Genomic DNA, 24,662 nt, shown 5'->3' on the forward strand with positions numbered 1-24,662 from the left:
GTGGGAGCCTGCCATGGATGCGCCGGGGGCCGCGTCATCGGAGAAGTTGGCGTGGCCATAGTATTGATATTTGTCGGAAATTTGGCCGTTGGCAGCTGCGAGACCAATCGACATGCCGCCAATAACATCTCCCGTCCCTCTATGTCGATTGGCCCTGGTGAACATCACTGAAGGCTCCGCAATCGCACCACCGCCTTCAATCCGCCCATACCGGACCGTTCGAGCGCCAGAACGCCTCCATACTCGTTGACGAGGTCTGCGACAATGGCCAGCCCCAGACCTGTTCCGGGCTTTGTCTCGTCCAGACGCCGTCCTCGCTTCAGCGCCTCGCGCGCCTTGTCCTCGGGAATGCCCGGACCGTCATCCTCTATGCTGATCTCGAACAGGCCGGCCGGGTCGTCCTTGCCGGTCAAGGGCACGACCGAAACCTGCACCGCGCTCTTTGCCCATTTCATCGCGTTTTCAAGGAGATTGCCCAGCAATTCCTCAAGATCCTCGCGCTCGCCGGCGAAGACGATTTCGGCCGCCGGCAGCGACAGCGACAGATTTGTCTGCGGATTGAGCTTCTGCAGAACCCGCACCATGCGCTGCACCAGCGGCGTCACCGGCGTGCGGTAGACGACGCTGTCGCGCTGTGCCGCGACGCGGGCGCGCTGGAGATAGTGTTCGACCTGCTTCTGCATGGAAGCGGCCTGTTCGGCGATCAGCTGCCCCTTGGCGCCGCCGAGCGCGCGGCCCTCGTTGAGCAGTACCGCCAGCGGCGTCTTCAGCGAATGGGCGAGATTGCCGACCTGTGTTCGCGACCGCTCGACGATGCGCCTGTTGTTTTCGATCAACGCATTGGTTTCATTGGCAAGCGGTTCGATCTCGGCCGGGAAGCGGCCGTCGAGCCTCTGGGCGGTGCCTTCGCGCACCATGGCGAGCGCGTTCCTGACCCGGCGCAGCGGCTGCAGGCCGAGCAGGATGGCGATCGCGTTGATGGCGATCATGCCGACGCCGAACAGGCTGAGATAGGTCAGCAGGCGGCGCTGGAAGGTAGCGATTTCCTGTTCAAGTTCGCTCTGGTTGCCCATGACGCGGAAACGCGCGGCCCGGTTCTTGGCGTCGAGAACGAATTCGCTCTCGAAAACTTCGAGTTGTTCGCCGTCGATGCCTTCGGCTGCGTAGCTGCGCTGAAAACTGGCATTGAACGGCACCTCGGCAACGCTCGGTGATGGGATCGTCGTGGTCATCGACGACGAGTGGAGATCGCCATGCACGCCCTCCGAAGCGGGCTCGACCGACCAGTACCAGCCCGAATTCGGCTCCGAGAACCGAAGGTCGCCGAGGTCTGGCGCGCCAGTCAGCGCCCCGCTGTCGGAGATGCCGATCGAACCGATCAGGTTGAACAGATGCGCCGAAAGCAGGCTGTCGAAGCCGCGCTCGCTGGCCTGGCGGTATAGGGTGGTGATCAAGGTGAAGATGACAACGAGCGTCACGATCGCCCAGACCGTGGAAAAGGCGATAACGCGGAACGTCAGCGAACGCGGCCACGAACGCAGCGAAAGCGGCGTCCTTGCGGTTGGTTTGAGCGGTTCCGAGTTACGCCTCCGGCTCACGCATGCGGTAGCCCATGCCGCGCACGGTTTCGATCATGTCGATGCCCATCTTCTTGCGCAGCCGCCCGACAAACACCTCGATGGTGTTGGAATCGCGGTCGAAATCCTGATCGTAGAGATGCTCGACCAGTTCGGTCCGCGAGACCACTTCGCCCATATGGTGCATCAGATAGGCGAGCAGGCGGAATTCGTGCGACGTCAGTTTCAGCGGCACGCCGTCGACATCGGCCTTGGAGGCCTTGGTGTCGAGACGCAGCGGCCCGCAGATCAGTTCGGACGAGGCATGGCCGGCTGCTCGCCGGATCAGGGCTCGTAACCTCGCCAGCACCTCCTCGATGTGGAACGGCTTGGTGACGTAGTCATCGGCGCCGGCATCGATGCCGGAGACCTTGTCGCTCCAGCGGTCGCGCGCCGTCAGGATCAGCACCGGCATCTTGCGGCCGCCGCGCCGCCAGCGCTCGACCACACTTATGCCGTCCATCTGCGGCAGGCCGATATCGAGCACGACCGCGTCATAGGGCTCCGTGTCGCCAAGGAAATGCCCTTCCTCGCCGTCGAAGGCGCGGTCGACGACATAGCCGGCATCGACCAGCGCATCCGATATCTGCCGATTGAGATCCTTGTCATCTTCGACGACGAGTACACGCATGCGGAGTTCGATACCTGTTGAAGAGCTTTGTCAGATTGAAGGGCTTGGTCAGATTGAAGAGCTTTGTCAGATTGAAGACTGGGGCAGATATAGGCCGATTCCGGCGGCCTGGGAAACGTAGCCTAAGGTTGATTGGGTCAGTTCAGCGGAACGACGATCTCGGAACGGCGCGGACGTTGTCCGTCCTTGCCTGGAACGAGCACCACGATGACACAGACAGGCTGACCGCCGCGCGTCGATTGCGAGGCCTTGGCCAGCGTTCCGCCATTCTGCTCGGCCACCTGCTGGCCGATGGCGTAGCAATCGGACGCCGCCAGTACGATCGGACTGGCCAGGTCGGGCGGCGCGATGACCGGCATCGCCATCGCCCGCGACGCGAACAGCCCGGCAGCACAAAGCGCCAGTGTCGCGATTCGGAAGTGGGAGCGAAGCGTTTTCATGACCGGCGTTGTAACGTATCGGTGCTGAACGTGAAATGAACGGTGAATGCCGCTGAAAACATCCTCGCCACACCCCTGCAACGCGAGACAATCAACCTGGAATTTCACCGCCTCGAACAGGTGAAATCCCGCGAAAGTCCAGTCTAGACTCGGTTTTGACCATATTGAAAGGGCATCAGGCATTTTCCTGCGTTATCGCGCGAAAACGCAGCAGCCCGTGATGGACGAGCAGATCCTCGTCATGGCGGGCTTCGGCGAATTCCAGCGACAGTCGTGTCTGGCCGCGAGGGCCAATCACCAATGCTGCGTCGGCAAGGCGCGCCTGGATGGCGGCCATGATGGCAAGCGTTTCGGCGTCGCCATGGGCTTTCGACCAGACATGCAGCGTAATCAACTGATCATCAGTGTTCTCGGTGCTCGTATCCCAGTCAAAAGCGGAGGTCTGGCCGCAGGTCACGTACGGAAAAGCGGCATTGTCGGTTGGCCGTTCGAGCAGTCCGGCGCCGCCCAGCAAGGCCGACAGCGATGCATCGCTTTTCAGCCTGAGAAACAGTGCCTGCTGTAAATCGTCTGGCGCGGTCATCGTCTTTTCCTCCAGTTCCTGCGCTGCCGATTATTGCTTTTCGGAAGCTGTCCGCGTTCTGCGTGTTCTGACAAATATAGCCATTCGACGCGCGGAGGCGATGGCGATTCGTCATCGGAATGATGGATGCCGATGATCTCGAAAGGGCGACTTTGCCAACACCATCGTCCGCGGGCACCGCGCCGCGAACATGGACTCTCGATTCCTGGTTACATATTCTCGCTACAGGGTCGCATGACGATCCACGAAGCAATTTCGGAAGCTGATGATGCTCGATGCAGAAAAGACCAGGGCTGCCTCGCGGTTGTTGGTAGGCCACTGGGACCAGGGCACCCGTCTCGGCGCCATACCTGAGGCGTTGCGCCCACAAACACGGCTCGAAGGTTACGCCATCCAGTCGCATGTCCTGGATCGCTCGGCGGCCTCGCTTTTCGGCTGGAAGATTGCCGCGACCAGTCTGGCCGGACAAAGGCACATCAACGTCGACAGGCCGATGGCCGGACGTCTCCTGGCCGAAAAAGCGGTGGAGGTCGGCGGGACCGTTTCGCTGGCGACGAGCAAGATGCGCGTGGCCGAGATCGAGTTCGCTTTCCGCTTCGGCCGCGAGTTGCCGCCTCGTCCTGCGCCCTATGAAATCGCCGAAGTGATGAAAGCCGTGGCGACCTTGCACCCGGCGATCGAAATTCCGGACTCACGCTATGACGATTTCTGCGCCGTCGGGGCGCCGCAGCTCATTGCGGACAATGCCTGCGCCAATCTGTTTGTCATCGGCGAGGCGGCGGAAGACGACTGGCGCGGCGTGGATCTTGCAAAACACCCCGTGGTCGCGTCCGTTTCCGGAAGGTCGCAACATAGCGGATCGGGAGCGGCCGTGTTGGGCGATCCTCGCATCGCGCTCACCTGGCTCGTCAACGAGCTGTCGGGCCTGGGCATAGCGCTCCAACCGGGACAGGTGGTGATTACAGGCACCTGCGTGACGCCGATAAGCGTCGAGGCAGGCGACGAAGTCACCGGCGATCTCGGCCGGTTTGGCCGCATCTCGGTGCGGTTTGTCTAGGCTCCGCGCTGCCTGGCCACGAAGCTGCGCACCGCCAGCACCAGCACGGTGATGATGATCAGGATCACCGAGAGCGCGGCGATCGCCGGGTCGATGTTGTCGCGCAGGCCCATCCACATCAGCCTCGGCAGGGTGATGGCGTTGACCGAGGTGATGAACAGGGTGACGCCGATTTCTTCCCACGACAGCACGAAGGAGAGCAGTGCCGCTGTGATGATGCCGAACTTGATGTTGGGCATGATGATGCGAGTGGCGCGCTCCCACACAGTGGCCCCTAAGCCCCGCGCGGCAAGGTCGATGCGCCGGTCGAGCTGGCTGAGCGAGACCAGCATCAGCACGGTGGCGAAGGGCACCGTCATCACCGAATGCGCCATGGCGACGCCGAGCCATGTGTCATAGCCGAAGAACGTGCTGAAGCCCGAGATCGAGGTCAGCAGGAAGTAGAGCGTGATCGCCGAGACCACCGGCGGCACCACCATCGGCAGTAGCACGAAGCCGACCAGGGCCGCGGTGAAGCGGGGCTGGAACATCCAGACGCCGAGGCTGAAGCACAGCGCGAGCACGGTTGAAAAGGCGCTGCTGACGACACCGATGCGGATTGAGAGCAGGATCGATTGGAGCCAGCGCGGGTCCTCGACCAGCGCCCGGTAGTGGCGCAGCGACAGTTCGCCCGACGGCATCGCCAGCATGCGGCTCGGCGTCAGCGACACCGGGATGACGGCGAGCAGCGGCATCAGCAGGAACAGCGCCACGAGGGCGGCGATGATCAGCGAGACGGGACCGGGGCGGTAGGTCGGCATCAGATCAACTGCTTCGGTCTGACATATCGGAACAAAAGCGCCATCAGCGCGCCGACGAACAGCACCAACACGACGCTGATCGCCGCCCCCAGGCCCCAGTCCGGGCTCTGGAAGATCCTGAGATAGATCAGCTCGGCGATCATGACGCTGCGGCCGCCACCGAGGATCGCCGGCGTGACGAAGAAGCCGAGCGAGAAGACGAACACGATCATCGCCGCGCCGATGATGCCGGAGCGCGTCATCGGCACGAACACTGTCCAGAAGGTGCGCATGCGGCTGGAGCCGAGCCCGCGCGCGGCCAGGAGCACGCGGTCGTCGAGGCTGCGCATAGCCGATGCCAGCGGGAAGACGGCGAAAGGAATGAGAAAATGCGTCATGCCGACGATGACGCCGAATTCGTTGCGCACCAGCGCCAACGGTTCGGAAATGAAGCCGATCGCCTGCAGCCAGCTGTTGATCAGGCCGCGATTGGAGAGCAGCGCCACCCAACCGAAGGCACGGGTCAGCACGGAAATCCAGAAGGGAACGAGAATGCAGAACTCGGCGACCAGGCGCTGTGCCGGGGTTCCACGCACCCAGACAACGGTGATGGCGTAGGCAGCGGCCACCGAAACCACGGTGACGACCGCCGCGATGCGCAGCGTGCGGATGAACACCGACTGCACGAGATCGTCGGTAAGCAGCGCCTCATACTGGCCGAGGCCGGGCGTCGGCAGCGTGAAGCTCCATTTGACGACGCCGAGGAACGGCCAGGCATAGGCCAGGACAAGAAACAGGAGCAGCGGCGCCATCAACAGCGCCGCGCCCATCCTGTCGGAGAGATAGGATCTCATGTCGACCCGATTACCCCTGCCCTGATCAGGCCGAGATGATCTTGGTGTATTCGTCGAGCGCCGGCCCGTAGTTCTTGGCGTACCAGTCCATGTCGAGCGCGATCTGCTTCTTCATGTTCTCGGGATCGACCGGGTTGATGCGCTTCTTGTCGGCAGGGATCAGCGCGTCTGCCGCCGGGTTTGCAGGACCTTGGCCGAGCTTGTCGAACATGACCAGCTGCTTTTCAGGGTCCTGGGCACTGGCGATGAACTTCATCGCAGCGTCCTTGCCGCCGGGATTGTTCTTGAGCACGGCCAGCGCGCCGGGCGAGATCAGGCCCTGGTCCCAGATGAACTTGATCTTGCCGCCGCTATCCTGCTCGATCAGTGATGCACGGGTCGACCAGACGATCGCCATCGAGGCCTCGCCATTGAGCAGCACGCTCTGGCTTTCGGCGCCGCCACCCCAATAGGCAACGACGTTTTCCTTGAAGGCGGCGATCTTGTCATGGGCGCGCTTCAGGTCGAGCGGGTAGAGCGACGCAGGCGCGATACCGTCGGCGAGCAGCGCCGCTTCCCAGCTCGACACGCCCCATTTGTAGAGCGAGCGCTTGCCGGGGAACTTCTTCACATCAAAGAAATCGGCCATGCCGGTCGGCGCGTCCTTGCCGTACTTCTCGGAATCATAGGCGATGACATAGGAGAAGAAATAGGTCGAGGCGGCGTATTCCCAACCAAAGCCGGGCCGCATCTTCTTCTTGTCGACGATGTTGTAATCGATCGGCTCGAGAGCCCCTTGGGCGCCGAGCGTGATGGCTGAGAACGGGTCTACGTCGACGAGATCCCAGGTCGGCGCGCCGCTCTTGAACTGCGCCGCGATGGCGCCTTCGGTCGGACCCGAACCGTCCATCTTGACGGTGATGCCGGTGTCCTTGGTGAAGGCCTGGCCATAGGCGGCATCGTAGGCAGTGATGGCATCGCCACCCCAGTTGACCAGCACAAGTTCCTTGGCCTGCGCAAAGGCACCTGTCGAGCGCAGCAGCATCGGCGTGCCGGCCAGCACGAGTGCCGCCAGCTGCGTGAACTGCCGGCGCGAGATCTCACCGCGGCCTGCCCTGGCGGACAGGTTCTCGATGGCTTGTTTCTTGGTATCATGTGTCATGTCAGTTCCCCTTTTTTGTTGTTGATAGTGGCGGAAAACGGTGCTGCGATATCTCGCCACACCGTTCGTCATTGCCCTCCATGCGGAAGGAGGAAACCCTTTTCCGCCGGCCAGGTGAGCCAGACGGAGTTGCCCTTGCTCAACGCCGCGGCAGCCACCTCGTTCGGCACCGAGACCGTGACCTTGGCGCCTTGCCGCGTCGTCAGGTCGAGCCGCGTTGCCGCGCCGAGATAGGTGGAGTTGGTGGCGGTAGCGGCGATCCCATTCTCACCATCTGCCGCCTCGCTCGATATCGACATGTATTCGGGCCGGATCGCCAGGATGGCATCGCCGCGCACGAGTTCGGCCTTGCAGCCCATGCTGACCGCGCGGTCTTCGCACAGGCCAGTCGAGCCATTGCCGGCGGGCTTGACCCCCTTTAGCGGCAGCATGTTGATCTCTCCGAGGAACTCGGCGACGAAGCGGTTGTCCGGCCGGTCGTAGACCTCGTCGGGCGGTCCAACCTGCAGCAATTTGCCGTGATTGAAGATGGCGACGCGCGACGACAGCGCCAGTGCCTCGCTCTGGTCGTGGGTGACGAAGACGAAGGTGGTCCCGGTCTCCTGGTGCAGCCGCTTCATCTCGGCCTGCATCTGTCCGCGCAGGCCCTTGTCGAGCGCGGAAAACGGTTCGTCGAGCAACAGCACGCCCGGTTCGAACACCAGCGCGCGGGCCAGCGCCACACGCTGCTGCTGACCGCCTGACAACTGCGCCGGCAGTTTTTTCTCGTGGCCCTTGAGGCCGACGCGCTCGATCATCTCGCCGACACGGCGCTTGATGTCGGCGGCCGATTTCTTGCGCACCTTGAGTGGGAAGGCGATGTTGGCTTCGACGCTCATATGCGGGAACAGCGCGTAGCCCTGGAACACCATGCCGGCGGCACGTTGCTCGGCCGGCCGGTCGGTGATGTCGACGCCGTCGCTGAACAGCTTGCCTTCGGTCGGCTGCACGAAGCCGGCAAGGATCATCAGGAAGGTGGTCTTGCCCGAACCGGACGGCCCGAGCAGGGTCAGGAACTCGCCACGGCCGATATCGAGCGACAGATTGTCCAGCGCACGGAACGAGCCGAAGCTCTTGCCGATCCCGATTGCCTTGATCTCTGCGGCACGGCCGGGTTGCTGCATACTGCCCTTTCCCTAACGCTTGTCGAAATCGTAGGCAGGGTGCCGGCTCACCGCAACCGAATAGTTTTCGCGTGATCGGCAAATTTCATTCATCTATGGCGAGATGTCGCCAACTGCCCTCAATACGGCAGAATGCGGTTCTCCTGGAGTTTCGACCGCAGCCATCCTGCGAACGCTTCCAGAACCGGATGCGAAGCCTTGGCGTGTTCGGAGACCAGGAAATAGGAGCGCGGCGACTTGATCGCGATGTCGAACGGCCTGACCAGCCGGCCCTCGCTCAGCGCCCGCCGGCTGGTCAGTTCGTCGCCCATGGCGATGCCCTGGCCGGCAATCGCCGCCGAAAAGACGAGGTTCATGTCCGAAAAGAAGATGCCGCCCTCAATGTCGGGGTTTTCCACCTTGGACAGCGCCAGCCAGCGTGCCCAATCCTCGGTGTCATCGAGATGCAGCAGGTTGGCGCGCAGCACGTCCGACGGCCGGGAAAAACCGCCGACCTTGTTGAGCAGCGTCGGGCTGCAGAGCGGCGTGAACGAGATTTCGCAGAGCGGCTCGACCGCCCGGTTCGGCCAATTGCCGACACCAAACGCAATGAAGGCATCGGCATCGGCATTGCTGACATCGTCGAGCCGGCGCGGCGTCAGGATGCGCAGCGCCACGTCAGGATACATCTGCCGGAACTCGCCGATATGGGTGCACAAGAACAGCGAGGCGAAGCCGGGCGTGCAACTGACGGCGAACGAGCCGCCGACTCCGGTGCCGGCATCGCGCGTCACCGCGTCGCCCAGAACGGTGAGCGCCTTGCGCACATCGCTGGCGTAGCGCTGGCCGCGCGGCGTCAGCGCCACGCCCTTGCCGATGCGTTCGAGCAGGTCGAAGCCGAGGTCGCGCTCCAGCAGGCGAAGCTGATGGCTAACAGCGCTGCGGGTCAGGTGCAACTCGTCGGCGGCGCGCCAGACGCTGCCGTGCCGGGCGAAGCTGTCGAGCGCACGCAGCGCTTGTGTCGATGGTATACGCAAGGAACCTCAGGTGAACCGAATTTGCACGAACCGGGAAAACATATCACTTTTTAGCGACCCGCTTCACTGCTTTCTTCTCATGCCATGGAGAAACCGGTGGCCACCTCGGCGCAAGCAACCGCCCTTGCCTGTCTCGACGGCATCCAGCCGTTGTTGTCCGCGTGGACACGCACCATCTTCGATTACGGCGAGACCGCGTGGCGGGAGTATCAATCAGCCGCCTGGTATGTCGAGCGGCTGAAACTCGAAGGCTTTTCCGTCGAAGAAGGCTCCGCCGGCATGCCGACCGCCTTCTGCGCGCATTGGACCAACGGCCCCGGCCCGACCATCGGCATGTACGCCGAATACGACGCGGTGCCGGGCAATTGCCAGGATGCCGCTACGGTCGAGCGTCCGCGCCGGGGACTTGGCAACCAGGCCGGCGGCCACACCGACCCGCATTCCGGCCTCGGGATTTCGAGCCTCGGCGGGCTGCTGGCGACCAAGGCGGCGATGCAGCGCCACGGCATATCAGGCACGCTGCGCTTCACCGGCGAGCCGGCGGAAAAGGTGCGCGGGTCAAAGCCGATCCATGCCGCCAAGGGCTATTATGACGGCCTTGCCGGCATGATCTCCTTTCATCCGTTCTACATGCTGCCGCTCTGCAACACGGCGCGCTGGGACACGCATTGCGGCGCGGCCTACGCGATGATCTATCGCTTCATCTGCGACCAACCGGAGCGCTGGGCGCTGGCTGCGGGTGCTGCACCCATTCCGCAAGCACATTCGGCGGCGCGCGCCCCCGGCGCCAACGACGCATTGTTGATGATGTACATGGCCTCCAAGGCTCTGCGCGATTCCATGCTGCCGCACCAGGGCGGCTGGTCGATCAGCGAAGCGATCCTGACGGCGGGGCAAGCAACCGCCGACAATTTGCCGGCGGGGCTGGCCGAGATCCAGTACATGATCCGCGTGCCGACGCTTGCTATGGCCGAGCAGGTCACCACGGTGCTCGACCGCAATGCCGAGGCCGCTGCCAGCATGAGCGGCTGCCGCCATGAGCGGCATTGGGTGTCGAAGTCACGACCGGGACTTGCCAACCATGCCATGGCCGAAATCGCCTATGAAGCGCTGTCGACGGCTGGGCCGCCGCGCTGGGACGAGGACGCCAAGGCAGTTGCCCGCGAGATACAGGTCAATGCCGGGCGCATGGCGAGCGACGAGCCGTTCATCGAAGAACTCGAGCGCTTGATCGAGCCGCAGGCGGCGGAAGCGATCCTGCGCCGCGATCTGCCGCCCTCGCAAGTCAATTCGACCTCCGACGATTACACCGACATGAGCTGGCATACGCCGACGGCGCGGTTCTATGTCGCCCGCCCGGCGCTGCGTTCGGAGACCGGCTACCCCTATCCGGCTTGGGTGATGAATGCGCTGGGCGGCATTTCGGCGACGATCGACCCGATGGTCATCTGCGCGTCCAAGACGGTCGCGCTGGCGGCGCTCCGCCTGCTGGAAGACCAGACCGCCCGCGATGCGGCGATGAATGAATTCGTCGCCCGCACCGGCGGCGGAATCGGCGGCTCGAACTGGATCGCGCCGCTCTGCGATTACGAACCGCCGATTGGATTTCGCTGGCCTGAATATGTCACCACCCCGCGCGGACGGGACTGGTGGATACCGAGCAACCAGACACCCCAAGCTGCCTCACGAGGAGAACCCCATGACCGTTCATGACCGCATCGTCGCCGAACCGTTTTCACTGCAGCGCCGCAACCCCGCCGGCGGCACCGAGCCGCTGACCGCCTGGGGCTTCGCCAACGAGACCGACGTGCTGACCGACGTCCTGCTTGGCTCACCCAATTTCCTGCGCCATCTGTCAACCAGCTCGCTGTCGCGAAAGCATCTGCGCGAGGCGCCCTGCAACGTCCAGATCGCCCAGGCGCAGCACAAGGACCTGGTCGCCGCCTACGAGCATTTCGGCGTCAACATCCACTGGCACGAGCCGACGCCTGAGCTGCCGATGCAGGTCTATTCCCGCGATTCCAGCGTCATGACGCCTTACGGCGCCTTCATCACCGCCATGGCCAACTGGTGGCGGCGCGGCGAGAACTATGCCGCGATCCGCACCTACGAAAAGCTCGGCATCCCGATCTACGACATGGTCACCGCAGGCACGTTCGAGGGCGGTGACTTCAACGTCATCGAGGACGGCGTCGTGCTGATCGGCTGCGGCGGCGCCCGCACGCAGGAGGAAGGTGCGCGCCAGGTACAGGCCTGGTTCGATAAGGAGGGTTGGGAAACCCGCATCGCCTTCATCGACGAATACTACGTCCATATCGACCTGATGGTGGTGCCGATCGCCGAGAAACTGACCGCTGTCTGCCTCGCCTGCACCGAACCCGGCATTGTCGACTGGTTGAAGGGCAAGGGCCACGAGATCATCGACGTGCCGTTCCAGGATACGATGGCGCTGGGCTGCAACTTCATGTCGCTGGGCAGGGACCGGGTGATCGCGCCGACCTCCAGCCAGGCGCTGATCGGTCAGCTCAAGGCGCGCGGCTTCGAGGTCGCGGCCGTCGACATGAGCGAGATCTCGAAGACCGGCGGCGGCATCCACTGCATGGCGCAGGCGCTGAAGCGCGAACCGGCCTGAGGAGTGGGATAGCGCTACGCTGCTTCGCTCACATTCGCATCAGCATGATCGGCATCCTGGCGGCCGAGGGTGCAAGGTCGCGCGCGCAAAACGGCTGAGATCGCCGGCTGGCGGCACCATGTGCCCCGCTTGCGAGTCGCAACGCTGGCCGACGCGAAACTTGCGCGATAGCTAATATAAGCGCACAGTAAGAACGTCTTTTGGGAGAGGACAGCTCATCTGCAAATCGGGAGGAAACCATGAACACCATGAGCCTCACCACGCTTGAACGCGGAAAAACGACAATCGACGCCGCAGCCCTGGAAGCGTTTTCGGCACAATTGCGCGGCAAAATGCTGAGCGAAGGCGATGCCGCGTACGACGAAGCACGGACCGTCTGGAATGCCACGGTCGACCGGCTGCCCGGGCTGATCGTGTGCTGCGTCGGCGCTTCCGATGTCGTCAGTGCCGTGAATTTCGCCAGGGAGAACAGGCTTCTCGTCTCCGTGCGCGGCGGCGGCCACAACATTGCCGGAAGTGCGGTCTGCGATGGTGGCCTGATGATTGATCTGTCATTGATGAAATCGGTGCGGGTCGATGTCGCTGCGCGGCGGGCATGGGTCGGGCCTGGCGCGACGCTTGCCGATGTCGACAAGGAAACGCAGGCCTTTGGGCTGGTGGTGCCGACCGGCATCAACTCGACCACCGGCATATCCGGCCTGACGCTGGGTGGCGGCTTCGGCTGGATCACCCGCAAATTCGGCCTGACCATCGACAATCTTGCCTCCGCCGATGTGGTCACCGCCGACGGCAAACTGCTCCGGGCCAGCAAGACTGAAAATCCCGATTTATTCTGGGCGCTGCGCGGCGGCGGCGGCAATTTCGGCGTCGTCACGGCATTCGAGTTCCATCTCCATGAGTTTGGACCGCAAGTGCTGGCAGGGCTTGTCGTCCATCCCTTCGCCGATGCCGAAAAGGTGCTGCGGGAGTATCGCAAGGCGCTCGAAACCGCTCCTGACGAGTTGACCTGTTGGGTAGTCATGCGGCAGGCGCCGCCGCTGCCCTTCCTGCCCGCGGAATGGCATGGCAAGGAGGTTCTGGTTCTGGCCATGTGCTATTGCGGCGACATCGAGGCAGGTGAAAAGGCGACGCAAGAGCTTCGAGCCATCGGCACGCCGATTGCCGATGTCGTGGGCCCCAGCCCGTTCACCGGCTGGCAGCAGGCATTCGACCCACTGCTCACGCCCGGCGCCCGCAACTACTGGAAGAGCCATGACTTCACCGAGTTTTCCGAGGAGGCGGCTGCGGTCGTCAGGGGGGCAATAGCCAAGCTGCCGGGACCGGAATGCGAGATATTTATCGGCCATGTCGGCGGCGCGGCAGGTCGTGTCAAGGCAGACGCAACGGCGTTCCCACAGCGCAGTTCGCATTTCGTCATGAACGTTCACGCCCGCTGGCGCGAACCGACGATGGACAAGGCTTGCACCGACTGGGCTCGTTCAATCTACGAGGCGGCCAAACCTTATGCCGCCGGCACCGCCTACGTGAACTTCATGCCGGAGGACGAGGTCGACCGGGTCGAAGCGGCCTATGGTGGCAACCATCGACGGCTTCTGGAAATCAAGCAGCGCTACGACCCGCTGAACCTGTTCCGCATGAACCAGAATTTGCACCCGAAAGAAAGCCTGCGAGCCGCTTGAGGCGCGCCCGTGCTGCAGTGATAAAAAAGCTCACGTCTCCGCTGGAGGCGCGGGCTTTTGCGTTCACGTGCTGTTGGTCATCGGGCTGTATTCCCGGCCTGCCCCATCAGCAACAAACCCGATACTGTGTCTTCGCCGCCCTTGTGAGTGCTGGAAAAATGGAGGAATAGTCTCCCGGAATGCATCGCCCTGAAATTGCCGGTTTGCGGTTCTCAGGTCGTGCAATTGCTAGCCGGATTCCGAATGGCCAGTCCCGAACCGCGCAAAAGAAGAGGTCCGATCGCCGCCCGGCTGCTGGCGCTCGATGCGTGGATCGATTCCTCGCTCTATGAGATCGGCTTCAAGGCGCGCCAATTCTGGGAATCAGCGACGATCTTCTCGCGGCGCTTCCGCGTCAACGGCTGGCGCCGTGGCATCATCGAACTGTTGAGCGAAGGTTTCACGCTCGGCGCCGTCGGCATCGTGGTGATGCTGGCGCTGGCCATTCCGGCTTTCCAGGACACGGCTGGCGACTGGCGCGCCCAGGGCGACTTCGCCGTCACCTTCCTCGACCGCTATGGCAACGAGATCGGCCAGCGCGGCATCATCCAGCGCGATTCCGTGCCGGTCGACGAGATGCCCAATCACGTCATCAAGGCGGTGCTTGCCACCGAGGACCGTCGCTTCTTCGATCACTACGGCATCGATGTGCTCGGCCTGTCGCGCGCGATCTTCGAGAATGTGCGGGCGAACTCCGTCGTCCAGGGCGGATCGAGCATCACCCAGCAGTTGGCCAAGAACCTGTTCCTCACCAATGAGCGCACGCTGGAGCGCAAGATCAAGGAAGCCTTCCTGTCGCTGTGGCTCGAGGCCAATCTGTCGAAGAAGGAGATCCTGCAGCTCTATCTCGACCGCGCCTATATGGGCGGCGGCACGTTCGGCATCGAGGCTGCCGCCGACTTCTATTTCGGCAAGAGCGTCAAGGACCTGAACCTGGCCGAGGCGGCGATGCTTGCCGGCCTGTTCAAGGCGCCGACCAAATATGCGCCGCACATCAACCTGCCGGCGGCGCGCGCGCGCGCCAATGTGGTGCTGTCCAACCTTGTCGATGCCGGTTTCATGACCGAAGGCCAGGTTCTGCAGGCCAGGCTGCATCCGGCCGATGTCGTCGACCGCGGCGAACAGAAAAGCCCTGACTATTATCTCGACTGGGCGTTCGACGAGGTCAAGAAGATCGCCAAACCTGGCCAGCACTCGCTTCTCGCCCACACCACCTTTGACGCCAACATCCAGAAGGCGGCGGAAGAATCGGTGGAGTTCCACCTGCGCCAGTTCGGCAAGGAGTACAACGTCACCGAAGGTGCCGTCGTCGTCATCGAGACCAACGGCGCCGTGCGCGCCATCGTCGGCGGCCGCGACTATGGTGCCAGCCAGTTCAACCGCGCCACCAAGGCGCTGCGCCAGACCGGCTCGTCATTCAAGCCCTATGTCTACGCAACCGCGATGGAACACGGCTTCACCCCCAACTCCATCATTTCCGGCGGCCCGATCAGCTGGGGCAGCTGGTCGCCGCACAATTACAACGGCGGATCGGCCGGCAACGTCACGTTGATCATGGCAATGGCCAAGTCGATCAACACCGTGCCGGTGCGGCTGGCCAAGGATCATCTCGGCATCGGCCCGATCAAGGCCATGGCCGAGGCGATGGGCGTGGAATCGCCGATCGAAGCACATAAGACGATGGTGCTCGGCACCTCGAGCATGACGGTGATGGACCAGGCGACGGGCTACAGCGTGTTCGCCGACAACGGCTTCGTCGGCTCCCGGCACGGCATCAGCCAACTCGTCACCCGCACCGGCGAGGTGGTCTATGATTTCGCCAAGGACGCGCCGCCGCCACACCGGGTGCTGTCCGAGCAGGCGCTCAAATCGATGAACACCATGCTGGCGGCAGTGCCGGTGATGGGTACGGCGCGGCGAGCCCAACTTCCCAACATCGTCGTCGCCGGCAAGACAGGCACCACGCAGTCCTACCGCGACGCCTGGTTTGTCGGCTTCACCGGCAACTACACGGCGGCGGTATGGATGGGCAATGACGACTTCACGCCGACCAAGAACATGACCGGTGGCTCACTGCCGGCGATGGTGTGGCAGCGACTGATGGTCTACGCGCACCAGAACATCGACCTCAAGCCGATCCCTGGCATCGACAAGCCCTTCGTCGATGAGGAGATCGCCGCCAAGGCCGAGGAAGCACAGAAGAAGAGCGACGATCAGGCGGCGGCCGATGCAGCCGCCGAACGGCCGCCGGTGCTGTCCAGCCGCACGACCCAGACGCTGCGGGACATGACCACGCTGTTCCATTCGGCGCCCGTCCTCAGTACGCCGCAACTGCCGGAGACGCTATCGGCGCTGTGATTGGCGCCGAGACAGTTGAGGGGTGATGGCCGGATCACCGCCATTGCCAAGCTGGAACACCCCTCATCCGACCGAGCTTCGCTCGGCCACCTTCTCCCGCAAGGGGAGAAGGGAGAGCCGTCTGCAATTCTACGTCGGCCCGCTTGCCACAAGGCCCCACGCCGCGATATCCCCGAGCGGCAACTCTTCGTGTTCCCGGCCCCTCATGCTCAAAACTGCCTTCCTGACGCTGCTTTCGCTTGCCATAGCCATCGTCGGCGGTGGCGGCAGCGTCTGGTATGCGCTGAAAATCCAGGATGGCGTCGGCGCCATCAGGATCGGCCAATGGACGGCCTTTCCCGATATCGGCACACCGGCCGCCGATCCCTATTCCAAGGCCCGCGTGGCGCGCGAGGGTGTGCTTGCGCTCGGCCGCGCCGAGGGGCTGTCCTTCGTCGCCGAGCGAGACGCGGCCGGCGCCGAGCTCAAGCGCGAATGCACCTACACAATCGAGGGTGATTTTCCGACGGCACGGTTCTGGACGCTTTATGCCGCCGACCAGTCGCTCGGCGTGGTCGAAACCGGCAAACCCCGGCTGGCGGCGCTGCAATCCTACGGGGTGGTGCGCCAGCCCGACAATTCGGTGATCATTTCAGCCGGCCATCACCCGATGCCGGGCAATTGGCTGCTGACAGACGGCTTCGGCAGGATGTATTTCGTGCTGACCTTCTACGACACGCCAATCGCCAGCAGCACCGGCCTGTCGGACGTCTCGCTGCCGCATATCGTCAAGGTCGGCTGCAATGCGTAGTTTTTACGCTGCGATGCGCGGACTTCTGCATGCCGTCCTGCTCGGTCTGCTCGGCGCCGGCATCGTGCACATCGCCGTGCTGCTGCTGGTGCCCGAGTTTTCCGAACGCGATGCCTGGTCGCGGCTGTCCATGGCGTCGGATCTGTACAAGATGACGCGGCTCGATGCCGAGGCCGGTGGCGCGCCCGTGGTGAAATCCGTCGACCCGCTGTTTTACGCGACGGCCTGCCGGTTCGATCTGGGCGAAGGCATGGTCCGCGTCAAGGCACCTGGGCATGTCCCGTTCTGGTCGGTGTCGGTCTATGACCGCAGCGGCCACAACATCTATTCCTTCAACGACCACACAGCGACCGGCGGCGTTCTGGATGCCGTCGTGCTGACGCCGGCGCAGATGATCGACGTGCGCAAGGATCTTCCAGAGGATCTTCAAGGAGCGATTTTCGTCGAAGCGCCGATCGAGGAAGGCATCTTCGTCATCCGCGCCTTCGTGCCCGACAGCAGCTGGAAGCCGATCGTGTCGCGCTTCTTCGAACAGAGTTCCTGCGAGTTGCAGGACTTCTAGAGCGTGTCGCGTCTGAACGGATTCAGGCGACCCGCTTTGGATCTTTGTTTTTATGCATGTCGTTCTCCCAAAACCGAGGTCACTTTTGGGCGACATGCACTAGACATGATCCCGGACCAAAGGTCCGTGGCCGCCGAAACTCAGTGGTGCGGGACCGGTTTTGGTCCAGGCGAACCCGGCTTGTCGGGATCGACCGGCCGCACTTCGCCGGCATGCGGCCGCTCGTAGCGGATGCCGGGAAAGATGATCACCGCTGCCGGCATTTCGGCGGTTTGCTTTACTCTGGTGTTTGGTGCCGTACGCGGCACGAAAGACAGTACCATGCCCATGGTTCGCGCATTCCTCTCGGTTTCCCCGGAGCACAACGCAACGCCTCCAAATGTCATTAAGGCCGGCAGAGGGTTAACGGAACGCTAACGGATCGTCGCTAACTTGAACTTTGTTCTTGGCACTCTCGGAACCGACACGGTCCCGGTCGAGCGTCGTCAAGGTTGTGTCGAGTACGGGCGTATCCTTCGTGTCATCTTCGGACTTCAGGCAAATCGCGGTGCGAAAAGACTCGGGAAAGGCCGAAAGGCTGTTCCGCGCCGCGGTGTCGGCATTCTGCTCGCTCACTCGCCCTTCACGCCGCGAGATCGGTCAACTCGAAGACCTGACGCTGCCGCTGTTCAATGACGTGTCCGTCGAATCTCGCCGTTACGTGGCAGCCGCCCTTTCCGAATGCGAATACGCCCCCGCCGCCCTGGTGCGCCGCCTTTGCGAGGAACCGGTCGACATTGCCGCGCCGCTGCTCATCCGCTCACGCGCCGTCAGCGACATCGATCTCATCGCGCTGATCGGGCGACATGGCCTGCCGCATGCGCGTGCCATCGCGCGCCGCAAGGGTTTGAACCCGACCATCGCTGATCTGATCAGGGCCCTCGAGAGGCCAACCCTGGTGCGCGCGCCGCAACCGGATGCGAATGCCGCCGCGGCAGACAAGATCGCGCCAGCGAGCACGGAAACCGCCTCTGACGAGCCCGCCCGGGAACAGGCACTCGGCATCGCGGCTGAGAATGCACGGCGCAGGCTGCGCTCGATGATGCGCACGGGCGACGAGGCGGCAGCGACGAACGCCGATCCTTTCAAGGGCGCCGACACCTATGTGAAATTGCGCGAGACAGCGCTGACGGGAAACGCCGCGTTCTTCCAGACCGCGCTCGCCGATGCACTCGACATCGATTTCGAGATCGCGCGATCGCTCACCGCCAACCAGAATTATGCCTCGCTGCTTGCCGCCTTGCGCTCGCTCGACCTCAGCGAAGACAGGGCCTTCCTGATCACGGTTGCCGTCTATCCCGGCCAGTTCCCGCATCCGCAGGCTATCCGCACCTTCCTCGACCGTTACCGGCTGCTGCATCGTGAAGCGGCCCAGGACAAGATGCGGTCGTGGAGAGCGGAAACCCTTTCAAGGGTGGTTCGCGGCGCAGCACCTGCCAACGGCGATACACGCACCGCCTTGAACAGCGACGATGCGGCGGCTTCGTCCGGCCTCAGGGCGTCTTCACGGAAATAAGCTCCTCGACGGGCACGGTGCCGGCCTCGATCTCGACCACCCAGATGTCGGGATCGAATTTTTTCTCCCTTTCCAGCCTGGCCTCGAGCACCACGGCATCGTCGCCTGCTCCGAGCAGAGTGAAAAACCGGTCGTCGGGCTTGGCCGAATCATAGCTTGTCTGCGGCGCCGGCCCGAACAGGGCAACCTCACCCAGCCTGCCCCGCGCCAGCACGAACACAGCGCCGGCCTCGGTCGCGCCGCGCTTGACCACGGCGGCAAATCCACCGGCGCTGAAAACCCGGCGCAACAGGGCCGAGACCCACAGATCCGATGTGACGCGCATGAGAGAGCTCCCGAAACTGCCGGTTCTCTATCGATATTTCCGCCGCTGGGCGAGCCGTCGTTTCAGCCGTCAGTTGGTCAGGCCGATCTCGCGCATCTTGACGTAGACGATCTCATCGGGCTCGCCGGTCTGCGGCAGCCCGAACAGCGACTGGAATTCCTTGATCGCCGCCTTGGTGCGCGCGCCGACGACACCATCCAGCTGCATGTCGTCATTGCCGAACGCCTTGAGCCCGGCCTGGATCTTGACGATGCGGGCATCGGGCGCTTGCGTCTCGGCATCCGCCTGCCCGGAATTTGTCTGTCCTGAACCTGTCTGCAAAGACACCGGAACGGCGGCCGGCATATCCGGGCGCGGCTGCGGCCTGGGTACGACGGAAGCGGTTTTCGGCGTCGCGCCCAGTTGATCGAGCAGAAGCGCATCGATCTCGCCGGACGCGTTGAGCCCGACCTTCTGCTGATAGTCCTGGATAGCCTTGCGGGTGTTGGGTCCGGAAATGCCGTCGACCGTTCCCGAATAGAAATCAAGATCCTTCAATATGCCTTGCACCTGCTCGACAACCGGATCGCCCTTGATCGGTGCCGGCGCGCCGGATGGCCGCACGATGTTGAACGTCGTTTCCGGCTCGTCGGGCGCCGCGTGCGGAAAGCCCGCAATGCTGCGGGTCGCGAAGAATGCGCCGGCATGCGGGAAAGGCTGGTACCACAAGGCATTTGCGGAGACGTAGAACAGCGTCACCAGGAATGCCGTCGAGCCGCCCACCAGGACAGGGTTGCGCGAGATCATTCCGCCGACGGCGACAGCGCCGTCCTGAAAGGCGTTGCTGCGGCGCTTGACCGCCTTAGCCTGTTTTGCGGAGCGAGCCATTTCTGTCCCCTTTCGCCATCGCTACAGGCATGGTCAGCACGCCGGCCTTCTCCGCCTGATGTCCCTTCGGTCCGTTCACCGGCAGGCTGATGGTCACCGTGGTGCCCTCGCCCGGCATGCTTTCGATGGACATCGTGCCTTCGTGCAGCGCCACAAGGCCCTTGACCAGTGAAAGGCCAAGACCAGTCCCCTCGAAACGGCGGGTATAGTCGTTCTGGATCTGCATGAAGGGCTTGCCGAGATTGGCGAAATCCTCCTCGGCGATGCCGATGCCGGTATCCCTGACCCAGAAATGCAGGCGCGAACCGATCCGCTTGGCACCGACGACGACGTCGCCGCCGTCGGGGGTGAACTTGATCGCATTGGAGACCAGGTTGATCAGCATCTGCTGCACCGCGCGCTGGTCGGCATTGATGTCGCCGGCGTCCGGCGCGATCTGCGCCCGCAGATCGATGTTCTTGGCCTGCGCCTGCAACTGCATCATCGACTGGCACATGTCGACCGCTTCCGCGAACCGGAACGGCTCCGGCTCGGTCGCATAAACGCCCGATTCAATCCTGGACACGTCGAGTATCGAGGTTACGACGGCGAGCAGATGCTGGCCCGAATCCCTCACCAGGCCGACATATTCCTTCTGGCGCGGATCCTTGAAGCCGCCGAACATCTCATGCAGCAGCATATCCGAGAAGCCGATGATGGCATTCAACGGCGTGCGCAGTTCGTGGCTGACCACCGCCAGGAAGCGGCCCTTCGCCACTTCGGCGGATGCGGCCGCCTCATTGGCCGCCGCGAGATCCTCGCGCAACCGGGCGATCTCGTCATTCTCGCGCAGGACGAGCGTAAAGACGTCACCCTGTTCCTCACCGCACACCAGATCAAGCGAGAACGGGCGGTAATTGTCGGCCGTCAGGCTATTGCCGTTCTGAGGCAGGCGGATGCGCAATTCGAGCCGGCGCGACAGCGCACCGTCGCGCATGTCGGCCATTGCGCTGAGATAGGAAACGCGATCCGACAGATGGACGCGATCGAAGAGGCCGTTTCCAGACAGCAGTTCGGGCGGCAGTTTCAAAAGCGTGCGCGCTTTCGGCGACGCGTCCAGGACCTCGCCATGGCGGGCGACCCGCAAGACCACCGCATCGATGATGTCTTCGAGCCGGTCGGCAGTGTCGACCACAGCCGCGTCGGCGGTGTTCTGAAACGCCGATGCACGCGGCATCAGCGTAAGCGCCCACGCCAACGGCACCAGCCAGTGCCACGCCGCGATCTGCGCTCCTGCGAACGGAAATACGGTTCCAGCCAAAGGCTGAGCCAGGATGGCGACAGCGGCCGACACGGCTCCCCACAGTGCTGCACGTCGCGAGCCGCCGATCCACCAGGCTTCGAAAGGCAGCGCCAGGACAAGCATGGCGACAGGCGAACTCAGCCCGCCCGCGGCGGCAATGAGACTGCCGAGAGAAATGCCGGCCAGCACCAGGGCGAGCCCACTCGCTATCGCCATCTTGCCGGTCGCCGCCACCAGCAAGGCGACGAACCAGCACAGGCCAAAGGCGGCGAAGATGGCGGCCATGGTGACGGCAACGCCCATGCCTGAAGTGACCAGGGTGACCGCGGCGCCGGCGGCAAAGAAAGGAGCGGCGAGCATGACGCCGATGAAACGGCGCTGGCGCTCGCGGTCGCTCCGCCCAAGGATGGACGGATGGACCATACGTTCGCAACCGGCAGAAATCGCGCCAGGCAATTCAACGTATCTGGCCTTGATTGAACTCAACTCAACGCACTCGCACTTGTCGTGGACAGCTCTGCTTTGCAGATGGTTCTGGTTGGCTTTGAAACTGGCATCCAGCGTTTAAGGAATGGATAAGGCAGGGCCGACCAAGGCCCTGGCCTGCGGCAAATATCGGGATGCCGGCCGCCGAAAGCACGGGCAAATGCAGCCATAGTAAACGGAGAGTTATCCGGCGACGGCACCTATCGGACAGGCGCACACGGCACCCGGACTTGCACATTCCAAGAAAAATACAGGAAAATCATGGGGATGTATGGTTATTTGTTGTTAAGGAAAATCACTGGCAATTGAGACAAATCGATTGCAGAACGCTTCGTTTCGAATTTGCCTAAAATTTGAGGAAAATTCTCTCTTTGCCCGCAAGCCGTCCTTTGCGCCTGTGTGCCAAGATCCTGCCTACAAAAGAGGTCATGCCATATGGATGCATGATCCGGTCACGACGAGAGGGCAAGGGCATGGTCTTCCTCATAAGAATGGCTTTCTGGTTTTCGCTGGTACTGCTGGCGCTGCCGCTGGCTGTCGGCCCCGATGAATCGGGCCGCGAAAGCGTCGGGCCGATCCAGGCCTTGTTTGCGGCACGCGAAGCGGTTGGCGATATCGCCGGCATTTGCGAACGCAAACCCGATGTCTGCGAGACTGGCAAGTCGGCGATGCACACCATCACCGCCCGCGCCAAGGAGACCGCCAAGATCGCGGCAGCGATGATGGACGACAAGTCCGCCGCCGGCCCCGACACGTCGACGATGACTGGCAGCCTGCCCGAAGAAATCGTCTTGCCCGAGACCGTCAACCTGCCGCCTCAGAATTAAGCCGTTTCGACGGCGCACCGCGGGCTGTCTGCCCTCTCGACGCCCGCGGTGTCCTTGTTTTTTCCGTGACGCGGCGCCGCCGCGTGACTATATCCGGCATTATGACCACGACGATCCAGACGATCCGCGACGATTTTTCGTTCCTCGAGGAATGGGAAGACCGCTATCGCTATGTCATCGAACTCGGCGAGGCGCTGCCGCCATTTCCCGACGAGCAGCGCAGCGCCGCCAACAAGGTGCCGGGATGCGTCAGCCAGGTCTGGTTGACCACCGAACGCGGGGCTGGAGCCGACCCAGTCATCACCTTCACCGGCGATTCGGATGCTCATATCGTGCGTGGGCTGGTCGCGATCATGCTGGCGCTGTTTTCCGGCAGGACCGCCAGCGAAATCCAGCAGACCGATGCGGAAGCGACATTGAAAGAACTCGGCCTCGACGAACATCTGTCGCCGCAGCGCGCCAACGGCCTTCGCTCGATGGTCAAGCGTATCAAGCGCGACGCCGAGGCAGCGCTCAAGCAGACCGCCTGACACCTCCATACCGGATCCGCGCCTCGCGGCGCAAAAATCAAACGGCGCCCAAAGGCGCCGTTGATGTCGATCCGATCTGGCTTATTTTGACGCAATCCCCAAGGGAGAGCTCTATGCGCTTTCCCGGGAAAACCGTTTCACTTTTCCTTGAATTGCTCTGGCAGCGATTACCGCGCTTTGCGCTTGCGGCCGAGGCCCATCTTCTTGGCAAGCTGTGACCGGGCAGCCGCATAGTTGGGTGCAACCATCGGATAGGTCGGGTCAAGGTTCCACTTTTCGCGATACTGGTCCGGTGTCAGGTCATAGTGGGTCATCAAATGGCGCTTCAGCGACTTGAATTTCTTGCCGTCTTCAAGGCAGACGATGTAGTCGTCATGAACCGACCGCTTCGGGTTGACCGCCGGCTTCTGCTTGTCGGCAGGCGGCTGTTCGGCGGTTCCGCCCACACGCCCGAGCGCAGCATGGACATCGGATATCAGGTTCGGCAATTCGCCGACCGGCACGGGATTGTTACTGACATAGGCGGCCACCACATCGGCGGTCAATTCGATCAGCGCATCGCTGTTTCTGGAAGGTGTTTCGACAATATCCATGGTCTTCGGGCCCCAACAAGAGTTACATCGATCTGCGCCCTTTTTTACAAGCAGGGCATCGCACGAATTTTGTGCAGGTAGAGTTTCTACGATTCGTGTCGCGGGCACATCAATGAGCGCCCAGACCAAGTAAGTCAATTCGGCCCTTACGCTATATTGAACGATATTGATCAATTATTCCGCGATCAGCTTCAATCTTTCGTGCATTGTGTAATTTATCGATATTTCGCGCGCTCGTCGGCAACGGCTGACGCAACGTCAGCTCGCCGTTACATTCGCGGCATCCCACGGAATGGGTTTTAATGTTTGATTTTGCTTGGCTATCGTCGGGCAATATTGGTTGTTCATATTTGTCCACAAAACCACAGGTTGCCGTGGTCATACGCAAGCAATCAGGCGACATGCCTGTCATCCGGCGGATCGGCTGATTGCTGCCGGATCAATCAATGCGGCGTGATGTATTTGCCATACGCCCAGCTGGTGACGAATTTGCCGTTCTGGGCCGGATCATGCCAGACTTCGCACCAGCGAAAACGAATCTTTTGTTCCTCCTTCCATGCCGGCTGGTTGGCGATGTCGAGCAGGTTTATTCCGCCGGTGCATCGCCCGGTCATCTGCAGAACGGTCCCGTTCGGATATGCCGCCTGCTTCTGGGATGCGCCCGAAGGGTATTTGCGCACATTGAGCGTGTCGCCGAACGGCACATTGGCCACTTGCCAAGCCGCGAATACGGTCGCATGAGACTGGCCGGCAAAGGCCAGAGTTAGTGAAGCAACGGCGAAAGCCGCAGCAGTCCGAGACCAAATAGTCATCATCTCTCCTCCCGGCTCATCTCCTGGAGCCGACACAATCCATAC

Annotated in this window: 26 protein-coding genes; 10 read left to right on the top strand and 16 right to left on the bottom strand. The window is 62.6% G+C overall.

The genetic code is table 11. The features are described 5' to 3' along the window. Nucleotides 1–164: 164 nt before the first annotated feature. From AC0L2U_RS04005 to AC0L2U_RS04020, 4 genes are all read right to left on the bottom strand, one after another. Entirely contained in the window at nucleotides 165–1,598 is a 1,434-nt protein-coding gene (locus AC0L2U_RS04005; RefSeq protein ID WP_127396032.1) for an ATP-binding protein, read from the bottom strand. Continuing rightward, nucleotides 1,582–2,247, bottom strand: coding sequence for a response regulator transcription factor (locus AC0L2U_RS04010; RefSeq protein ID WP_128363579.1), 666 nt, complete (start codon nucleotides 2,245–2,247; stop codon nucleotides 1,582–1,584). The genes AC0L2U_RS04005 and AC0L2U_RS04010 overlap by 17 nt, the downstream gene beginning before the upstream one ends. Nucleotides 2,248–2,384: 137 nt before the next feature. Then, a complete protein-coding gene (locus AC0L2U_RS04015) occupies nucleotides 2,385–2,687 on the bottom strand; it encodes a hypothetical protein (RefSeq protein WP_127269164.1) in 303 nt (100 codons plus the stop codon). Between the two features lie 175 nt (nucleotides 2,688–2,862). Beyond that, nucleotides 2,863–3,270 (bottom strand): DUF3168 domain-containing protein, encoded by a 408-nt coding sequence (locus AC0L2U_RS04020; protein WP_292337611.1) that lies wholly within the window; start codon nucleotides 3,268–3,270, stop codon nucleotides 2,863–2,865. A 268-nt stretch (nucleotides 3,271–3,538) separates the two neighbouring features. Between AC0L2U_RS04020 and AC0L2U_RS04025 the strand changes: the two genes are divergently transcribed. Next, nucleotides 3,539–4,327, top strand: coding sequence for a 2-keto-4-pentenoate hydratase (locus tag AC0L2U_RS04025; protein ID WP_473601433.1), 789 nt, complete (start codon nucleotides 3,539–3,541; stop codon nucleotides 4,325–4,327). On the opposite strand, the gene AC0L2U_RS04030 is transcribed toward AC0L2U_RS04025, so the two are convergent. From AC0L2U_RS04030 to AC0L2U_RS04050, 5 genes are all read right to left on the bottom strand, one after another. Next, nucleotides 4,324–5,127 carry an ABC transporter permease gene (locus AC0L2U_RS04030; protein WP_127267595.1) on the bottom strand — a complete coding sequence of 268 codons (804 nt, stop codon included), beginning with the start codon at nucleotides 5,125–5,127 and terminating at the stop codon, nucleotides 4,324–4,326. The two genes, AC0L2U_RS04025 and AC0L2U_RS04030, sit on opposite strands and share 4 nt — an antisense overlap. Next, complete coding sequence (locus AC0L2U_RS04035) at nucleotides 5,127–5,960, bottom strand: ABC transporter permease (RefSeq protein WP_127267594.1); 834 nt, start codon at nucleotides 5,958–5,960, stop codon at nucleotides 5,127–5,129. Before AC0L2U_RS04035 ends, AC0L2U_RS04030 begins: the two co-directional genes overlap by 1 nt. A gap of 25 nt (nucleotides 5,961–5,985) precedes the next feature. Beyond that, a complete protein-coding gene (locus AC0L2U_RS04040; protein ID WP_292136119.1) occupies nucleotides 5,986–7,101 on the bottom strand; it encodes an ABC transporter substrate-binding protein in 1,116 nt (371 codons plus the stop codon). A 68-nt stretch (nucleotides 7,102–7,169) separates the two neighbouring features. Then, nucleotides 7,170–8,264, bottom strand: coding sequence for an ABC transporter ATP-binding protein (locus tag AC0L2U_RS04045; protein ID WP_128363575.1), 1,095 nt, complete (start codon nucleotides 8,262–8,264; stop codon nucleotides 7,170–7,172). Nucleotides 8,265–8,383: 119 nt separating this feature from the next. Further along, nucleotides 8,384–9,280: a LysR substrate-binding domain-containing protein gene (locus AC0L2U_RS04050; RefSeq protein ID WP_013532647.1), complete on the bottom strand. Its 897-nt coding sequence runs from the start codon at nucleotides 9,278–9,280 to the stop codon at nucleotides 8,384–8,386. An 84-nt stretch (nucleotides 9,281–9,364) separates the two neighbouring features. On the opposite strand from AC0L2U_RS04050, the gene AC0L2U_RS04055 reads away from it, so the two are divergent. The 6 genes from AC0L2U_RS04055 to AC0L2U_RS04080 all read left to right on the top strand — a co-directional run bounded on the left by AC0L2U_RS04055 (nucleotide 9,365) and on the right by AC0L2U_RS04080 (nucleotide 17,340). Then, the gene (locus AC0L2U_RS04055) at nucleotides 9,365–10,993 is read left to right on the top strand and encodes a zinc-binding metallopeptidase family protein (RefSeq protein ID WP_473601434.1); all 1,629 of its coding nucleotides are present in this window, start codon (nucleotides 9,365–9,367) and stop codon (nucleotides 10,991–10,993) included. Continuing rightward, entirely contained in the window at nucleotides 10,980–11,912 is a 933-nt protein-coding gene (locus tag AC0L2U_RS04060) for a dimethylarginine dimethylaminohydrolase family protein (RefSeq protein ID WP_292337616.1), read from the top strand. The genes AC0L2U_RS04055 and AC0L2U_RS04060 overlap by 14 nt, the downstream gene beginning before the upstream one ends. Nucleotides 11,913–12,151: 239 nt before the next feature. Beyond that, the gene (locus AC0L2U_RS04065) at nucleotides 12,152–13,591 is read left to right on the top strand and encodes an FAD-binding oxidoreductase (RefSeq protein WP_473601435.1); all 1,440 of its coding nucleotides are present in this window, start codon (nucleotides 12,152–12,154) and stop codon (nucleotides 13,589–13,591) included. Nucleotides 13,592–13,834: 243 nt separating this feature from the next. Further along, nucleotides 13,835–15,988 carry a transglycosylase domain-containing protein gene (locus AC0L2U_RS04070; protein WP_473601437.1) on the top strand — a complete coding sequence of 718 codons (2,154 nt, stop codon included), beginning with the start codon at nucleotides 13,835–13,837 and terminating at the stop codon, nucleotides 15,986–15,988. A 205-nt stretch (nucleotides 15,989–16,193) separates the two neighbouring features. Continuing rightward, nucleotides 16,194–16,778 carry a DUF1214 domain-containing protein gene (locus AC0L2U_RS04075; protein ID WP_127321659.1) on the top strand — a complete coding sequence of 195 codons (585 nt, stop codon included), beginning with the start codon at nucleotides 16,194–16,196 and terminating at the stop codon, nucleotides 16,776–16,778. After that, a complete protein-coding gene (locus tag AC0L2U_RS04080; RefSeq protein WP_127271883.1) occupies nucleotides 16,771–17,340 on the top strand; it encodes a DUF1254 domain-containing protein in 570 nt (189 codons plus the stop codon). Before AC0L2U_RS04075 ends, AC0L2U_RS04080 begins: the two co-directional genes overlap by 8 nt. Before the next feature lie 140 nt (nucleotides 17,341–17,480). On the opposite strand, the gene AC0L2U_RS04085 is transcribed toward AC0L2U_RS04080, so the two are convergent. Then, nucleotides 17,481–17,669 carry a hypothetical protein gene (locus tag AC0L2U_RS04085; RefSeq protein ID WP_127272037.1) on the bottom strand — a complete coding sequence of 63 codons (189 nt, stop codon included), beginning with the start codon at nucleotides 17,667–17,669 and terminating at the stop codon, nucleotides 17,481–17,483. A gap of 188 nt (nucleotides 17,670–17,857) precedes the next feature. On the opposite strand from AC0L2U_RS04085, the gene AC0L2U_RS04090 reads away from it, so the two are divergent. Continuing rightward, on the top strand, nucleotides 17,858–18,895 hold the full coding sequence (locus AC0L2U_RS04090; protein ID WP_292654513.1) for a hypothetical protein: 1,038 nt from the start codon (nucleotides 17,858–17,860) through the stop codon (nucleotides 18,893–18,895). Here the strand turns inward: AC0L2U_RS04090 and AC0L2U_RS04095 are convergent. The 3 genes from AC0L2U_RS04095 to AC0L2U_RS04105 all read right to left on the bottom strand — a co-directional run bounded on the left by AC0L2U_RS04095 (nucleotide 18,873) and on the right by AC0L2U_RS04105 (nucleotide 21,792). After that, a complete protein-coding gene (locus AC0L2U_RS04095) occupies nucleotides 18,873–19,220 on the bottom strand; it encodes a DUF1491 family protein (protein ID WP_473601439.1) in 348 nt (115 codons plus the stop codon). The two genes, AC0L2U_RS04090 and AC0L2U_RS04095, sit on opposite strands and share 23 nt — an antisense overlap. Before the next feature lie 69 nt (nucleotides 19,221–19,289). After that, nucleotides 19,290–20,087: a peptidoglycan-binding domain-containing protein gene (locus tag AC0L2U_RS04100; RefSeq protein ID WP_127268164.1), complete on the bottom strand. Its 798-nt coding sequence runs from the start codon at nucleotides 20,085–20,087 to the stop codon at nucleotides 19,290–19,292. Beyond that, a complete protein-coding gene (locus AC0L2U_RS04105) occupies nucleotides 20,062–21,792 on the bottom strand; it encodes a PAS domain-containing sensor histidine kinase (protein WP_473601441.1) in 1,731 nt (576 codons plus the stop codon). The genes AC0L2U_RS04100 and AC0L2U_RS04105 overlap by 26 nt, the downstream gene beginning before the upstream one ends. A 536-nt stretch (nucleotides 21,793–22,328) precedes the next feature. On the opposite strand from AC0L2U_RS04105, the gene AC0L2U_RS04110 reads away from it, so the two are divergent. Together AC0L2U_RS04110 and AC0L2U_RS04115 are read left to right on the top strand one after the other, a co-directional pair. Then, the gene (locus AC0L2U_RS04110) at nucleotides 22,329–22,682 is read left to right on the top strand and encodes a DUF5330 domain-containing protein (protein WP_027035810.1); all 354 of its coding nucleotides are present in this window, start codon (nucleotides 22,329–22,331) and stop codon (nucleotides 22,680–22,682) included. Between the two features lie 101 nt (nucleotides 22,683–22,783). Continuing rightward, the gene (locus tag AC0L2U_RS04115; protein ID WP_127292519.1) at nucleotides 22,784–23,212 is read left to right on the top strand and encodes a SufE family protein; all 429 of its coding nucleotides are present in this window, start codon (nucleotides 22,784–22,786) and stop codon (nucleotides 23,210–23,212) included. 167 nt (nucleotides 23,213–23,379) lie between these two features. Here the strand turns inward: AC0L2U_RS04115 and AC0L2U_RS04120 are convergent, their stop codons facing one another. From AC0L2U_RS04120 to AC0L2U_RS04130, 3 genes are all read right to left on the bottom strand, one after another. Then, nucleotides 23,380–23,805, bottom strand: a complete 426-nt coding sequence (locus AC0L2U_RS04120; protein ID WP_013532660.1) for a Ros/MucR family transcriptional regulator — start codon at nucleotides 23,803–23,805, stop codon at nucleotides 23,380–23,382. 151 nt (nucleotides 23,806–23,956) lie between these two features. Further along, complete coding sequence (locus AC0L2U_RS04125; RefSeq protein WP_473601443.1) at nucleotides 23,957–24,187, bottom strand: hypothetical protein; 231 nt, start codon at nucleotides 24,185–24,187, stop codon at nucleotides 23,957–23,959. 61 nt (nucleotides 24,188–24,248) lie between these two features. Then, complete coding sequence (locus AC0L2U_RS04130; protein WP_473601522.1) at nucleotides 24,249–24,617, bottom strand: SH3 domain-containing protein; 369 nt, start codon at nucleotides 24,615–24,617, stop codon at nucleotides 24,249–24,251. Between the last annotated feature and the right edge of the window lie 45 nt (nucleotides 24,618–24,662).

The organism is Mesorhizobium sp. WSM4808 (assembly GCF_055811675.1).